Source organism: Hyalangium minutum (genome assembly GCF_000737315.1).
GTDB lineage: Bacteria > Myxococcota > Myxococcia > Myxococcales > Myxococcaceae > Hyalangium > Hyalangium minutum.
Map to the genome: position 1 here is coordinate 36,293 of NZ_JMCB01000014.1, position 12,695 is coordinate 48,987.

At 67.5% G+C, this 12,695-nt stretch carries 13 protein-coding genes; 4 read left to right on the plus strand and 9 right to left on the minus strand.

Features of this window, described 5'->3' with window-relative positions; all coding sequences use genetic code 11:
• Positions 1 to 182: 182 nt before the first annotated feature.
• Positions 183 to 536 (plus strand): four-helix bundle copper-binding protein, encoded by a 354-nt coding sequence (locus DB31_RS30945; protein ID WP_052420378.1) that lies wholly within the window; start codon positions 183 to 185, stop codon positions 534 to 536.
• 9 nt (positions 537 to 545) lie between these two features.
• Here the strand turns inward: DB31_RS30945 and DB31_RS30950 are convergent, their stop codons facing one another.
• A complete protein-coding gene (locus DB31_RS30950) occupies positions 546 to 2,051 on the minus strand; it encodes a carboxypeptidase M32 (RefSeq protein WP_044194189.1) in 1,506 nt (501 codons plus the stop codon).
• A gap of 54 nt (positions 2,052 to 2,105) precedes the next feature.
• Between DB31_RS30950 and DB31_RS30955 the strand changes: the two genes are divergently transcribed.
• Entirely contained in the window at positions 2,106 to 2,648 is a 543-nt protein-coding gene (locus DB31_RS30955) for a hypothetical protein (protein ID WP_044194191.1), read from the plus strand.
• Here the strand turns inward: DB31_RS30955 and DB31_RS30960 are convergent.
• A complete protein-coding gene (locus tag DB31_RS30960) occupies positions 2,641 to 3,639 on the minus strand; it encodes a serine/threonine protein kinase (RefSeq protein WP_052420380.1) in 999 nt (332 codons plus the stop codon). The genes DB31_RS30955 and DB31_RS30960 overlap by 8 nt on opposite strands.
• Positions 3,640 to 3,802: 163 nt before the next feature.
• Positions 3,803 to 5,428, minus strand: a complete 1,626-nt coding sequence (locus DB31_RS30965) for a peptide chain release factor 3 (protein ID WP_044194194.1) — start codon at positions 5,426 to 5,428, stop codon at positions 3,803 to 3,805.
• A 117-nt stretch (positions 5,429 to 5,545) separates the two neighbouring features.
• Between DB31_RS30965 and DB31_RS30970 the strand changes: the two genes are divergently transcribed.
• On the plus strand, positions 5,546 to 5,938 hold the full coding sequence (locus DB31_RS30970) for a RidA family protein (protein WP_044194198.1): 393 nt from the start codon (positions 5,546 to 5,548) through the stop codon (positions 5,936 to 5,938).
• A gap of 63 nt (positions 5,939 to 6,001) precedes the next feature.
• Here DB31_RS30970 and DB31_RS30975 read toward each other — a convergent pair whose 3' ends face one another.
• Positions 6,002 to 7,129 carry a hypothetical protein gene (locus tag DB31_RS30975; protein ID WP_044194199.1) on the minus strand — a complete coding sequence of 376 codons (1,128 nt, stop codon included), beginning with the start codon at positions 7,127 to 7,129 and terminating at the stop codon, positions 6,002 to 6,004.
• Positions 7,130 to 7,525: 396 nt separating this feature from the next.
• On the opposite strand from DB31_RS30975, the gene rsgA reads away from it, so the two are divergent.
• Positions 7,526 to 8,623 (plus strand): ribosome small subunit-dependent GTPase A, encoded by a 1,098-nt coding sequence (gene rsgA / locus DB31_RS30980; protein ID WP_052420381.1) that lies wholly within the window; start codon positions 7,526 to 7,528, stop codon positions 8,621 to 8,623.
• A gap of 25 nt (positions 8,624 to 8,648) precedes the next feature.
• Here rsgA and DB31_RS30985 read toward each other — a convergent pair whose 3' ends face one another.
• From DB31_RS30985 to DB31_RS31005, 5 genes are all read right to left on the minus strand, one after another.
• Positions 8,649 to 9,164, minus strand: coding sequence for a DUF2243 domain-containing protein (locus tag DB31_RS30985; protein WP_044194202.1), 516 nt, complete (start codon positions 9,162 to 9,164; stop codon positions 8,649 to 8,651).
• Positions 9,164 to 9,400 (minus strand): hypothetical protein, encoded by a 237-nt coding sequence (locus DB31_RS30990; protein ID WP_157232256.1) that lies wholly within the window; start codon positions 9,398 to 9,400, stop codon positions 9,164 to 9,166. Before DB31_RS30990 ends, DB31_RS30985 begins: the two co-directional genes overlap by 1 nt.
• 87 nt (positions 9,401 to 9,487) lie before the next feature.
• Positions 9,488 to 10,579 carry a hypothetical protein gene (locus DB31_RS30995; protein WP_044194206.1) on the minus strand — a complete coding sequence of 364 codons (1,092 nt, stop codon included), beginning with the start codon at positions 10,577 to 10,579 and terminating at the stop codon, positions 9,488 to 9,490.
• Positions 10,580 to 10,673: 94 nt separating this feature from the next.
• The gene (locus tag DB31_RS31000; RefSeq protein ID WP_044194209.1) at positions 10,674 to 11,789 is read right to left on the minus strand and encodes a lipase family alpha/beta hydrolase; all 1,116 of its coding nucleotides are present in this window, start codon (positions 11,787 to 11,789) and stop codon (positions 10,674 to 10,676) included.
• Positions 11,790 to 11,902: 113 nt separating this feature from the next.
• Positions 11,903 to 12,694 carry an ABC transporter permease gene (locus DB31_RS31005; protein ID WP_044194212.1) on the minus strand — a complete coding sequence of 264 codons (792 nt, stop codon included), beginning with the start codon at positions 12,692 to 12,694 and terminating at the stop codon, positions 11,903 to 11,905.
• Position 12,695 lies beyond the last annotated feature (1 nt).

Sequence of the window (12,695 nt, forward strand, 5' to 3'; positions counted from 1 at the left end):
GGCCCGCGCGTTGGAGTGCTGGGTGTGAGCCTGCGCGTACCCTTCAACCTGGGGTGGGGGGCAAGCGAGGGCCCATCACGTGAGCATCTACCAGTGATCAAAAGAAGTTGCGACCCAGGTTCTCGGGAGTTGCGACAAAAATGGGCATGCATAGCTTTGGGTCCGCTGTGGAGGTGTCCGGTATGACGGGTGTGAGAGCGGGGATGGCGAGGTCGGACATTTCTCAGTGCATTACGGCCAGCTTGCGCTGCCAGGCCGCCTGCGAGGCGGGGATGGCGCGGCTGGTGTCCGAGGGCCATCCGGCGGACAGCGACAGCGTGCGGCTGCTTCGGCAGTGCGCGGAGCTGTGTGAGCTGAACGCGCGGGCGCTGCAGAAGGACAGCCGGCTGGCGCGGCGGACGGCGAGCATCTGCGTGGAGCTGGGCAGCCAGGTGGCGCGCACGGCGTGGCTGGACAGCAACGCGGCGAGCGCGGGGCTGGCGCGGGATGCGCTGTTCATGGCGCGGGCCTGCCGGCTGCTGCTGTTCGCGACCTGAGCCTGGGGGCTACAACGAGACGCCGTACAAAGCGCCGTACTTGCCCCGCAGATACTCCAGGAAGTCCACATCCGTGAGTCCTCGCCCCGTCACTTGGCGGATGAGCTCCTCCGCGGGCAGGCGGTAGCCCTGCTGGTGCACGTGGGTGCGCAGCCAGTCACGCAGGGGCAGCAGCGCGCCCCGGCGGAGCTGACCCATGAGATCCGGCAGGGCCCGCTCTGCCGCACGGTAGAGCGAGGCGGAGTACAGGTTCCCCAGGGAGTACGTCGGGAAGTACCCGAACTCGCCCCAGGCCCAGTGGATGTCCTGCAGTACGCCCTGAGTGTCGTCCGGCGGCGTCACCCCGAGGTAGCGCTGCATCCGCTCGTTCCACGCCGCGGGCAAGTCTCCCAGCGGCAGCGAGTCATGGATGAGCAGCAGCTCCAGCTCATAGCGCAGCACGATGTGGAGGTTGTACGTCACCTCGTCCGCCTCGGTTCGGATGAGCGACGGGCTCACGCGATTCACCGCGCCGTGGAACGCATCCAGGTCCACCCCGGCCAGCGCCTGTGGGAACGCCTTGCTCAGCTCCGGGTAGAAGTGCTCCCAGAAAGCGCGGCTGCGGCCCACCACGTTCTCCCAGAGCCGGGACTGCGACTCGTGCAGCCCCATGGAGGGCGCGGCCGCCAGGGGCGTGCGGTAGTGCGCCTCGGCGAAGCCCTGCTCGTAGAGCCCGTGCCCCGCCTCGTGAATGGTGCTGAACAACGCGTTGAGCGGGTTCTCCTCGTCAATGCGCGTCGTCAACCGCACATCCATCGGGTGCGTGCCGCCGGTGAAAGGGTGAATGCTCCGGTCCTGCCGGCCCGCCTCCATGTCGAAGCCCACCGCCTCCAGCAGCCGCAGGGAGAACTGCCACTGGGCCTCGCCGTCGAAGCGGCGCCCCTCTTTGAACAAGTCCGGCACCTGCCTCGGCGCGGAGCCCAGCGCGGCCACCATGGGAATCAACGCGTCTCGCAGCGCCGTCAACACCGGCGTGAGCCGGGCCACGCGCATGCCGGGCTCGTAGCCTTCGAGGAGCGCGTCGTAGCGCTCGCCCTCGTGCCCATACGCGTCCGCCTGCTCACGGCGCAGGGCCAGGATGCGCTCCAGCGCCGGCTGGAACACCGAGAATCGCTTCTCCTTCCGGGCCTGCCTCCAGGCCGCCAGCGCACGGCTCTGGGCCTCGGCCAGCGCCTTCACCAGCGCCTGAGGCACGCGCACGGCCCGGTCCCGCTCCTGCGTCAGCACCCGCACCATGGCCCGCTGGTCCGCATCCAGGTCCGTCTGGCCCGCTGCCCAGGCCAGCGCCTCGCCCAGCCACGGGTCCACGAGCCGCTCATGGTGGAGCCCCTGCAATGTGGCCAGTTGGTGGGCCCGCGCGCTGTCGGCCTTGGCGGGCATGTACGTCTCCTGGTCCCAGGTGGCCAGACCGATGATGCCCTGGAGATCCCGAAGCTCATTCATCCGGGAGAGCAGCGCGGGGAAGTGGAGTTCCATGGCCCAAGTTCTAGGCCATCCGAGGCGCCACGGGCAGTGGTACCTTGCCGCATCATGGCAACCGTCCAAAAGTTCTTCATGGCGCCCGAAGACGAGGCCGCCTTCTTCCGCTTCCTCGAGCGCCTGGTGCTGGAGGTGTACCCCCGGCGCGTGCCCCCGGACTGGGAGACATTCCGAGCCTCCGAGGAGAACCTCCCCCGTCTCCCCGAGGAGGAGCTCTACCTGGTGGCCAGTGAGCTTGGCGCGGCCATCGTGGACAAGGTGAAGCGCGGGCCCGACAAAGGGGCCTGGCGAATCGACGAGGTGCGCTCACCCGTCATCTTCATGGAGCGCTCGCGCAAGAACGAGGAGGGCGAGCTGCTCAACGGGGCGCTCTGGGCCGAGCTGGACATCACCCCGCAGACGGGCCGCAAGGACGCGGCGCCGGACCGATTCCGGCGCCTGTTCCTCGAGCTCCAGGAGTACCTGAAGAAGACCTACCGCAAGGGGGACCCCAAGGAGTTCCTCGTGGGTCCCAAAGCCGCGCGGCTCTTCAAGGAGGGGCTGGTGCTCCGCAACTCGGAGCACCGTGGCGGCACCGTGGTGCCTTTTAAGTAAGCCGCCGTGCCCGGGGGTTGACGATCTCGAAGTCCTCCTCCGTGGAGAGGAGATCCGCCGGTGGCCCCAACACCCGCGCTTCCAGCGCGGGCCCACCGTCTCGCAGCAAGGCCTGGAGCGCCTCGTACAAGGCCTTGCCGGTCGTGTAACGATCCTCGGGCTTCTTCGCGATCAGCCGCATGACGAGCTCACTGACCGCCGGAGGCACCCGCTCATCAATGGACGCGGGCGCCGGAGGCACCTTGAACTCGATCTCCGCGTTGAGCAACTCGCGGGGCAGCTCCAGCGGGAACGGCAGATGCCCGGCGAGCAGCTCGTACATCACCACGCCCAATGAGTAGAGATCATCAGTCACCTGGAACGCGTAGTGCGCGTTCAGGTCCCCGAGGTGCAGGCGCTGGAACTGAATGGACTCCGGGGAGCGGTAGTGAGTCGTACCCGGAGGCAGCGCCCCCACCGTCAACTTGACGCTCTGGTCGTAGTCCGCCGAGCCGAAGTCCACCAGGATGGGCTCCGAATCCCGGGCCCGCACCAGGATGTTCGAGCTCTTCAAGTCCCGGTGGCGGATCTGCTCACCGTCGAGCGCATCCACCGCCAGCGCCAGCTTGGAGCTGAGTTCCAGCACCTGGCGGAAGGTGGGCTGGGCCCGGCGGCTCCACTCGGAGAGCGTCACCCCCTCTACGTGGTCCATCAACAGATAGGGGTAGCCCTGCGCTGGGTGAGGCCAGCGCCCGAAGGCGTACGTCCGCACCACATTCGGGTGCTGGATCTGCAGCAGGCACGCCAGCTCTTTGCGGAGCCGTTCGCCTGTCTTGTTCAGGTCATCGCTCTCTGGGCGCCGCAAGGAGAACTTGAGGGCGAACAAGTCCCCCTCGCACTCCACCAGGTAGACAGCCCCGAACGTGCCAGCCCCCAACCTCTTGCGGATGAGCCACGCGCCCACCCGCTCGCCCGAGCCCAGAAAGCCCGGGTGCACTCCATGTCCCAACATGCCTCGCCTCCTCCCCTACCCTACGTGTCAGGTAGGCATTGCGGCACCTTACCTGGCAGGTTGTCCCTTGGCCAGCACGAATGCGAGCCTTGACCTGTCCCAGTCTGAGGGACAGGTCTGACACACCCTACCTGGCAGGTTGTGCGTGGAGCGGAGGACGCGCTCAGGTGCCGGTGGCGACCGAGGCGAGGTTGTGGAGCATGGGCGCCTCGTTGAGGAACTTCAGCTCCGGGTGCTTCTCCTCAGCGTGCTGCAGGGCCCAGTCATCGCGGAAGAGCACCAGCGGCAGGCCATCGCGGTCCTGCACCGTCTGCCGGTTGCCCTCCCAGTCGAACGCCTTGGGGTCGAAGTTGGGGCCCACCACCCAGCGCGCGTGGCTGAAGGGCAGCTTGTCCAAGGCAATCTTGGCGCCGTACTCGTGCTCGAGCCGGTACTGGAGCACCTCGAACTGGAGCGCGCCCACCACGCCCACGATGGGGTCCTTCATGCCCATCTGGAGCTGCTGGAAGATCTGCACCGTGCCCTCCTCGGAGAGCTGCTCCAGGCCCTTCTCCATCTGCTTGCGGCGCAGCGGGTCCTTGCTGCGCACCACGGCGAAGTGCTCGGGGCTGAAGCGCGGCACGCTCTCGAAGATGACGCCCGAGTCCTCCGCCAGCGAGTCCCCAATCCGGTACTGCCCCGGATCAAACAGGCCGATGACATCCCCAGGCCACGCGTCCTCGATGGCGGTGCGCTCGGCGGCGAGGAACTGGCTCGGCTTGGCCAGCCGCACCTCCTTGCCCAGCCGCGAGTGGTGCGCGCTCATGCCCTTCACGTAGCGGCCGGACACCACGCGCAGGAACGCGATGCGGTCGCGGTGCGCCGGGTCCATGTTCGCTTGGATCTTGAAGATGAAGCCGGAGAACTTGGGCTGGGTGGGCAGCCGCGGTCCGTCCTTCGTCTGGCGCGAGGTGGGCGCCGGGGCCAGGTCCAGGAAGGCATCCAGGAAGGGCCGCACACCGAAGTTCGTCATCGCCGAGCCAAAGAACATGGGCGTCAGCTGCCCCGCGTCGCTCTTCTCGCGGGTGAACACGTCTCCGCCCACATCCAGCAGCTCGATGTCCTCCTTGAGCTGCGCCAGCTCGCGCTCGTTGAGCACGGTGTGGATCTCCGGCGAGTCCAGCGGCACCGAGCGCTCGGACACCTCCTTCTCGCCGTGGTGGCCCTCCGCGCCGAAGACGTGGACCACGTTGGCCCGCCGGTCGTACACGCCCCGGAAGTCCGGCCCCATGCCGATGGGCCAGTTCATCGGGTACGAGCGGATGCCGAGCACCTGCTCCAGCTCGTCCATCAAGTCCAGCGGAGCACGGCCGTACCGGTCCAGCTTGTTGACGAAGGTGAAGATGGGGATGCCACGCATGCGGCAGACCTTGAAGAGCTTCTTGGTCTGCGGCTCCACGCCCTTGGCGGCGTCGATGAGCATCACCGCCGAGTCCGCGGCGGCCAGCGTGCGGTAGGTGTCCTCGGAGAAGTCCTGGTGGCCCGGGGTGTCCAGCAGGTTCACCGCGTGGTCCCGGTAGACGAACTGGAGCACGGACGAGGTGACGGAGATGCCGCGCTCCTTCTCCAGCTCCATCCAGTCGCTGGTGGCGTGCCGCCGCGCCCGCTTGGCCTTCACGCTGCCGGCCAGGTGGATGGCTCCTCCGTAGAGCAGCAGCTTCTCGGTGAGGGTCGTCTTGCCCGCGTCGGGGTGGGAGATGATCGCAAAGGTGCGCCGCCGGGCGACTTCCTGCTCAAGGTCGGATGCCATAACGGGAGGCCAACTATCACGCGTCGTGCGATTTTTCGCGTCCTTCGCGATCCGGGCTTGCTCCCTTGGGCCCCAGTGGCTCGAATCTGGACCTCTCGCCTCCCTCCAGGAGCAGCCATGCAGAGGACCCACTACTCGACCGGAACCCCTTGGGAGCCTCGGGTGGGCTATTCGCGCGCAGTGCGCGTGGGCCCCTTCGTCTCCGTCACCGGCACCACCGCCACGGATGCCTCCGGCAAGGTGATTGGCGAGGGGGATATCTACGCCCAGGCCGTCCAGGCCCTGCGCAACATCCAGACCGCACTGGAGGCGCTGGGAGCCCGGATGGAGGATGTGGTCCGCACCCGCATGTACGTGACGGACATCTCCCGGTGGCAGGAGGTGGGCAAGGCCCACCACGAGTTCTTCGCTACCATCCTACCTGCCACGTCCATGGTGGAGGTCAGCCGCCTCATTGACCCGGTCATGCTGGTGGAGATCGAAGCGGACGCCATCTGTCCCGAGCGCTGAAAACAGCAGCGCCGGGGGATCCGAAGATCCCCCGGCGCTGGACTGTCACGCTCGCGAAGTCCGTTACAGCTCCGGGGTTACATCCCCCGGCACGGGCTCCGGCTCCGTCGGGGCATCGGGGAGCGGCGTGGCGTCGTCAGGATTGCCAGACGGCGGGTTGATCTCTCCACCGAGGTCCGCGCCCGGGCAGGCGGCACGCGTGCCCAGCTCGGAGCCGGCGACCGTGGTGCACTCGGAGAGCGGCTGCCCCTTGGTGCACTGCCGCAGGATGCGCCACTTCTCCATCTCCTGGGCGTCCCAGCACGTGCTGCCAATGAAGTACTTGTCGGCCGCGATGTCCCCGCCCGCGGCGTAGATGTCCGCGCGGCCACCCGTGCCGGGGATCCACCGGATGGAGGCGAACACGTTCTCCTTCGCGGGGGTGGCCGTGTTCTTCAGGTTGTACGGGCCGAACACGCGCACGCGGCTGATGCCCGACGGCATGCGGCGGTGGCCCACGAAGGCGCCGGTGACGGGCGCGTGGTTGGCCGGGTTCGGCGTGAAGCCATCCAGCCGGTAGCTCAGCACCTTGTCATTGCCCGCCGTGTGAGCGAACGAGGCCATCAGCTTGCCCTGGCCGGTGATGGCCGGCGCCACCGCCTTGAGGTTGTCCAGGTTGATGGCGATGGTGCCCCGGCCGCGGTGCGCCAGCACGCCCTTGGTCAGCCCGCCCGCCGCCACCACCTTGTACGCCGCGTCATCCGAGCTCCCCAGCGTCCGCGCCTCCAGCTTCCAGACGAAGCGCTGCGCCGTCACCTTCTTGATGGTGAACTTGTAGGTGGCGTTCGCACGGTCCGTGGGGCCGTACACCAGCACGTCGCCCGGCGAGGCCTCGGCGCCGCCCGCGTTCACCAGCTCCACGATGGGGGTGATGGCGTCCTTGAGCGCGGTGTTGAGCGCCTTGACCTGAACGCGCGCATTCTCGAGGAACTCCGGCCCCGTGCCGTTGAGCTCGCCCTGGTTCACGCCGAAGCCCTCGGCGATCAGCGCGGCACCTTCCTCGCCCGCCGCCTGGCTGTTGATCTCCAGCGCGGTGCCGGACAGATCCGGCGTGGCCTCGGCGTACTCCTGGTCGTCCACCGCCGCGTCCTTGCCACACGCCGCCAGCACCAGCGCTGCCCCCAGCATCATCGACTTGCTCATCCGCATCATGACCGTGCTCCTTCGGAATTTGAGAGTTGAGACCGCTCTGAGCGCCGTCACATCGCGCTCACGGCCTCTCAAACCCGGTGGGGTCCGGTTGGTTGCGGGGGGATTTTCCGAAGGGATTTTCCGGTTGATGGGTAGGACAGGACCCGACATTCGCCTGTCCGGCCTGGCGCTGTGCTAAAGCTCGGTCTGCCGAGCGGCGATGGACGCCGCCCCGCGCGCCTGTGGAGGCAACCATGAACGCTCCCATTGATCTTGCCGCGGTCGCTGTCCTGTTCGCCCAGAGGGCGCAGGCCGCCTAGCCCGGCCCCCGAAGGCCCGTCGCAGCAGCCCGCCTCCCACTGGGTGCCCTGAAGAACCAGGTGCGCCGCAGGCACCGCTCTGTCCGGAGTCCTTCCCGTGTCATTCGTTTCGATTGAATCCCTCGGCTGGGGTGAAGACCTGGCCAACGCCTTCTCGCAGCTCCTCTCGCAGTCCCCTGTCCCCCTCGTCCCCGGCCGCGTGGTGCGCCAGGAGCGAGGGCTCCTCACCGTCCAGACCTCCGAGCGGGCCGTGCTCGCGCGAGCGGCTGGGCGGCTCCTCCACCAGGCCTCGAATGTCGAGGCACTGCCCACTGTCGGCGACTGGGTCGCGCTGCCACCGCCCTCCGGCGATGGCGAGGCGCTGCTCCACGCTGTCATCCCCCGCCGCAGCATCCTCAAGAGGCGCGAGGCAGGCAGCGAGCACGACGGTCAGCTCATCGCCGCCAACCTGGATGTGGTGTTCCTGGTGGCGGGGCTGGATGGGAACTTCAACCCACGGCGCATCGAGCGGGCGCTCACCCTGGCCTGGGCCAGCGGTGCCATGCCCGTGGTGGTGCTCAGCAAAGCCGACCTGTGCCTGGAGGCCTCCGAGCGTGTCCTCGAAGTGGAGGCACTGGCACCCGGAGTCCCCGTGCTCGCGCTGAGTGCGCAGCAAGGCACGGGATTGGAGGAGCTGCTCGCGCAGCTGCCCGCGGGGAAGACCGGAGCGCTGCTGGGCTCATCGGGCGTGGGCAAGTCCACCCTGGTGAACCGGCTGCTGGAGGAGGCACGGCTGGCCACCCAGCCCGTCCGTCCCGAGGACAACAAGGGCCGCCACACCACCACGCACCGGCAGCTCTTCGTGCTCCCCCAAGGGGGCCTGCTCATCGATGGGCCTGGGATGCGTGAGCTCGGGCTGTGGGGCGACGAGGAGGAGGGCCTGAGCCAGGCCTTCTCGGACGTGCTCGTTCTGGCCGAAGGCTGCCGCTTCTCGGACTGCACACACCAGCGCGAGCCGGGGTGTGCGGTGCGAGGCGCGGTGGAGACCGGCGAGCTCTCTCAAGAGCGGCTCCAGAGCTTCAAGAAGCTCCAGCGCGAGCAGGCCTACCAAGCGCGGCAGACCAGCAGCGCCGCGCAGCGTGAGCAGAAGCGCCTCGAGAAGAACCGCACCCTGGCGGGCTGGGAACACTCTCGAGCCAAGCGCCGCCGGGACTAGCGGCTCACCGGCCGTAACCCCGGCGTCAGCCTGTTCGGAGCGCCGGGGTAACGGCCATTCCTCGGGGCCGGGTGTCCTTCCGGCCCGCGCGGATCAGCCCCCACCCCAGGCCCAGCAGCAGCACTCCCAAGGCGAGGAAGCCCAGATCCCACGCGAGCTGCCCCGCTCCCGGGTGCACATGATGGATGCCGAGCAGCTGGTGGTCGATGAGCCCCTCCACCAGGTTGAACGCGCCCCAGCCAATGGCCACCCCTCCCACGAGCGTGCGGGTCGACCAAGGAACCTCGGGGCGCTGGCCCGCGCGCCACAGCAGAGCCAGTCCCAGCACGGTGACCAGCCACGTGAACGCGTGGAAGAGGCCGTCCCAGAACATGTTGACCTTGATGCTCACCAAGTCCGTGGGCGGGAGCCGGGAGGAGAGCATGTGGTGCCACTGCAGAATCTGATGCAGCAGGATGCCGTCGAAGAAGCCGCCCAGGCCCGCACCGAGCAGCACTCCCGCCGAGATGATCGCCCCGTGATGCCGTGCCCTCTCCACCATCACCCCACCCTCCTCCCGTCCGCGCGTGGCGAGAGCCCAATGCGATACAGCCACGCACTCAGCGCCCCAATGAGCAGGAAGGGCACCACCGCCATCACCAGATAGGTCCAGAAGCCCTCGCCCAGCACGGAGGCCTTCACCACTCGAGCGGTGGGGCAATCCGGGCAGGCAAGCGAGGCAGCGCTCACCCACAGGCCCGCGAGGAGCACCCAAGTCTGTGCGTGGTGTCTTCCCATGGAGAGCACCCTTGGGATGAGGTGCTCGCATGGCAAGGTCCGCCAAGGGCGCCGCTGGGTTTCGGACGAAGGAGCGAGCCTGCCCGCTCAGTTGCGTCCCCACTGCCTCGGGCGCTCGAAGCGGAAGAAGCCACCGGCCTCCTCTTGGCCGATGATCTCGGCCTCGGTGCCGAAGTAGCGCGCGCGCAGCTCCTGGAGCTTCGTCTCCAGCGCGGGGCCGGAGAGCTGCTTGGCCAGGGCCTCGCGCTCCGCCATGTACTTCAGGCCCGAGTCCCAGCGCGAGTCACGGGTCTTGTCCAGATCGTCCCAGCGCTTCAGCGCCTCATCGTCCAGCCCCAGCTCCTTGCGGATGTTGCGCAGGCTCTGCGAGCGCTCTTGGGACGCCATCGCTGTCAGGTCCTTCTGCACGGAGGGCAAGTCCAGGAAGCGGTTCATCGTCTCCTGGCGGTGCCGCTCCAGGTAGACCTCCGTCTGCTCTCCGTAGATCTCGTGGAGGCGCTGCTTGTACGTGGACAGCTTCTGCGCCACGTTGGCGTCCTGCTTCGCGTCGATGGCGGAGAGCGAATCCGACAGGGCCTGGTTCTTCAGCTCGGAGGCCCAGATGCGCTCCGCGGTCTCCTTCCCGAAGAGCCGGTTGCGCGCGTCCCACATGGCGGTGCGGCGCTGTTGATCCGTGAGTCCGCGCAAGTACGAGTCGTTGTCGCGGACCCACTTCTCGTAGTCCACGCGGTTGCGGAGCATGGCCGCCAGCTCGTCGTACATCTCCGGGAACGCCTTCTTGAGGAACGCGAGCAGTTCCTCCTGCCAGCGCTCCGGGCTCCGCTTCTGGAAGAACCGCATCAGGTCTTCCAGCATCTTGATCTGGATGTAGGGCTCCTTCAGCTTCGCGCCGAAGCGCTCGCGCATGAAGGTGGCCAGTTCCTCTAGCTCCTGGTCCGGATTGCCCGACAGGGTTGGAGCGACCGGCGCGGGCTCATTCCCAATTCCTGGCGCCCCACCCGGGCCCGAGACGGCTGCAGGCGGGGGAGGACGCTCCTCGCGAGCACTGGCGACGGGGGCCGCCGGAGGCGAGGACGGGGCCTCGGACTTGGAGCCCTGGAAGGAGAAGTACAGGCCCGCCAGCAGGGCTACACCGGCCACCGCCACGCCACCGACAATCTTCTGGCTCCGCGTGCTCATGCGGCTCTCTGATTGCCACAAGCCGGGCAAGGTGGCGAGGGGGGCCGGGAAGGTCCGCCAGCGCGGACCCTCCGGGCGCCTCCGTGTGCTGCGATCAGTCGAAGTAGGCGATGTAGTCGATGATGGCCGCGTAGAACTCGGGCTCATCGAACGTATCCGGGCCCACGCCGACCACGTCCAGGTGGTCCTGGATGATGACGCTCGAGGTGGAGGTCATCTGCGCGGACGTGGGTGCATTGAGGCTCGTGACCTGGCCAAGCGCCGAGTCGGTGCCCACGTAGTCGAAGCCGAGAGCGTTCTCGCTGTAGTAGAGCCGGTAGCCCATCTGCTGCGAGTTGATGCCCACCAGGCCGTCGTCATCGTTCTCGTTCTTGACGCCGTCGCCCTTGCCGCCAGCGCCGTCGTTGTCGCAGTCATCCACGCAGTAGCCATCCCCGTCGATGTCGAAGAAGAACTCCTTGAGCAGGTACAGGGCGGGGTTCACGCTGACACCGTACTGGGCCGTGAGGAGCGAGGCGTAGCGCGTGGCGTACGTGCTGCTCACAGGGTAGGAGGTGTTGAACGCCTTCATGCCCGTGGTCTTCCCATCGTTCGGGTCGAAGTCGTTGTAGACGAGCTGCTTGGCGCCAGCGATGCCGTCATTGCCAGACTGATAGATGATGTCGCCGTAGTAGCGAGCCAGCGTGTCGACGACGCTGGTGACGCCGGGCCCCAGCTTGAGGATGTACTGAGCCACGGGCGAGCCGCGGTGCGGCGAGGAGACGCTGATGGCTACCTTGACGGCGGTGTAGCCCTTGCGCTCGCGCAGCACGCGCGCGGCCTTGCGGATGTCGATGCCGCCCTGCGAGTGCCCCACGAGGTTCACGTAGCTGGCGCCCGCCGTGGCCATGAAACCCTCGACATCATTGGCCAGATCCAGGCCGCGGACATCCGAGGTCTGGAACGCCTGCACCTGAGCCACGAAGGCCTTCTGCGCGCTGTCGATGTCCTCGTTGCAGTAGGTCTCGAAGAGCTCGTCACAGGGGTCGCCCACGAACGTGCCGTAGTCATCTCCCCAATAGTCGTAGCCGAGGATGTTGTTGAAGCCGGCCATGCCGTGCGCGAACACGACGGGGTACGTCGTCTTCGCGGCGCCCGCGTGGGCGGGGGTGGACAGACCGAACGCGCTCACGGCCAGCAGTGACAGAAGCAGAGGCTGCGTGTGTCTCATGCGGACTCCTGGGAATTGATTTTCCAATCGGCCTTATCGCTGATTTTGAGAAGAAGTGGTGCTGGGTGGTTTCTCACCCAGTCAGCACGCAGTGCGTCAAACCCTGGCACTGTTCAGCTGCTTGCAGAGGTGTAGTACCCGATGGAGCGGAGCCACACGCGCCGCGCGACGAAGGCAAACACGAAGGAGCCCGCCACCGCCGCCACCAGCGCCCGAAGCGGCAGCCGCCCCAGCATCGCCTCCGCGGGGAACGTCGTCATCAGCGCCAGCGGGATGATGAACGTGAAGATGAAGGCCAGCGGCCCCTTGAAGATAGACGAGGGCCATCGCGCCGCATCGAAGATGGACTGGAAGAAGTAGGTGAGGTTGTCCACCTTCACGACGACGAAGGCGGCGCTCACCGTGAGGATCCACATCGAGTAGAGCAGCACCGTGCTGGTCCCCAGCAGCACCAGCGCGGCGAAGATCCCTGGGATGGACGGCCCACGCTCTAGCAGGTGGAAGGCGTAGACGATGATGGCAATGCCCGTGAGCACGTTCGTCGCGCGCCATGGCTCGAAGCCCGTGGTGGACACCAGGAACTGCGCGTCCGCGGGCTTGAGCAGCACGAAGTCCAGCGTGCCCTTGCGGATGTGCTCCACCACCCCGTTGAGGCTCGGGGTAATGGCTCCCTCCAGCACGCCCTGCAGCAGGGTGAACCAGCCCACCACCAGCAGCGACTCGCCGAAGCTCCAGCCTGCGATGGACGGGCGCTCCGCGTAGACGACGAAGAGCGGCGCCATGGCCGTGAACGTCCAGAAGAGGGAGATGAGGCCCTCCAGCAGAAAGTCCCCGCGATACTGCATGGACAGCAGGACCGAGGCCCTCAGCTGCACGCCCAACAGACCCGCATAGCGCCGCAGCATC

Bases quoted from the DNA above. Each gene is read 5' to 3' on its own strand.
- DB31_RS30945 (WP_052420378.1), top strand. From the start codon at position 183: ATGACGGGTGTGAGAGCGGGGATGGCGAGGTCGGACATTTCTCAGTGC.
- DB31_RS30950 (WP_044194189.1), bottom strand. From the start codon at position 2,051: ATGGAACTCCACTTCCCCGCGCTGCTCTCCCGGATGAATGAGCTTCGG.
- DB31_RS30955 (WP_044194191.1), top strand. From the start codon at position 2,106: ATGGCAACCGTCCAAAAGTTCTTCATGGCGCCCGAAGACGAGGCCGCC.
- DB31_RS30960 (WP_052420380.1), bottom strand. From the start codon at position 3,639: ATGTTGGGACATGGAGTGCACCCGGGCTTTCTGGGCTCGGGCGAGCGG.
- DB31_RS30965 (WP_044194194.1), bottom strand. From the start codon at position 5,428: ATGGCATCCGACCTTGAGCAGGAAGTCGCCCGGCGGCGCACCTTTGCG.
- DB31_RS30970 (WP_044194198.1), top strand. From the start codon at position 5,546: ATGCAGAGGACCCACTACTCGACCGGAACCCCTTGGGAGCCTCGGGTG.
- DB31_RS30975 (WP_044194199.1), bottom strand. From the start codon at position 7,129: ATGATGCGGATGAGCAAGTCGATGATGCTGGGGGCAGCGCTGGTGCTG.
- DB31_RS30985 (WP_044194202.1), bottom strand. From the start codon at position 9,164: ATGGTGGAGAGGGCACGGCATCACGGGGCGATCATCTCGGCGGGAGTG.
- DB31_RS30990 (WP_157232256.1), bottom strand. From the start codon at position 9,400: ATGGGAAGACACCACGCACAGACTTGGGTGCTCCTCGCGGGCCTGTGG.
- DB31_RS30995 (WP_044194206.1), bottom strand. From the start codon at position 10,579: ATGAGCACGCGGAGCCAGAAGATTGTCGGTGGCGTGGCGGTGGCCGGT.
- DB31_RS31000 (WP_044194209.1), bottom strand. From the start codon at position 11,789: ATGAGACACACGCAGCCTCTGCTTCTGTCACTGCTGGCCGTGAGCGCG.
- DB31_RS31005 (WP_044194212.1), bottom strand. From the start codon at position 12,694: ATGCTGCGGCGCTATGCGGGTCTGTTGGGCGTGCAGCTGAGGGCCTCG.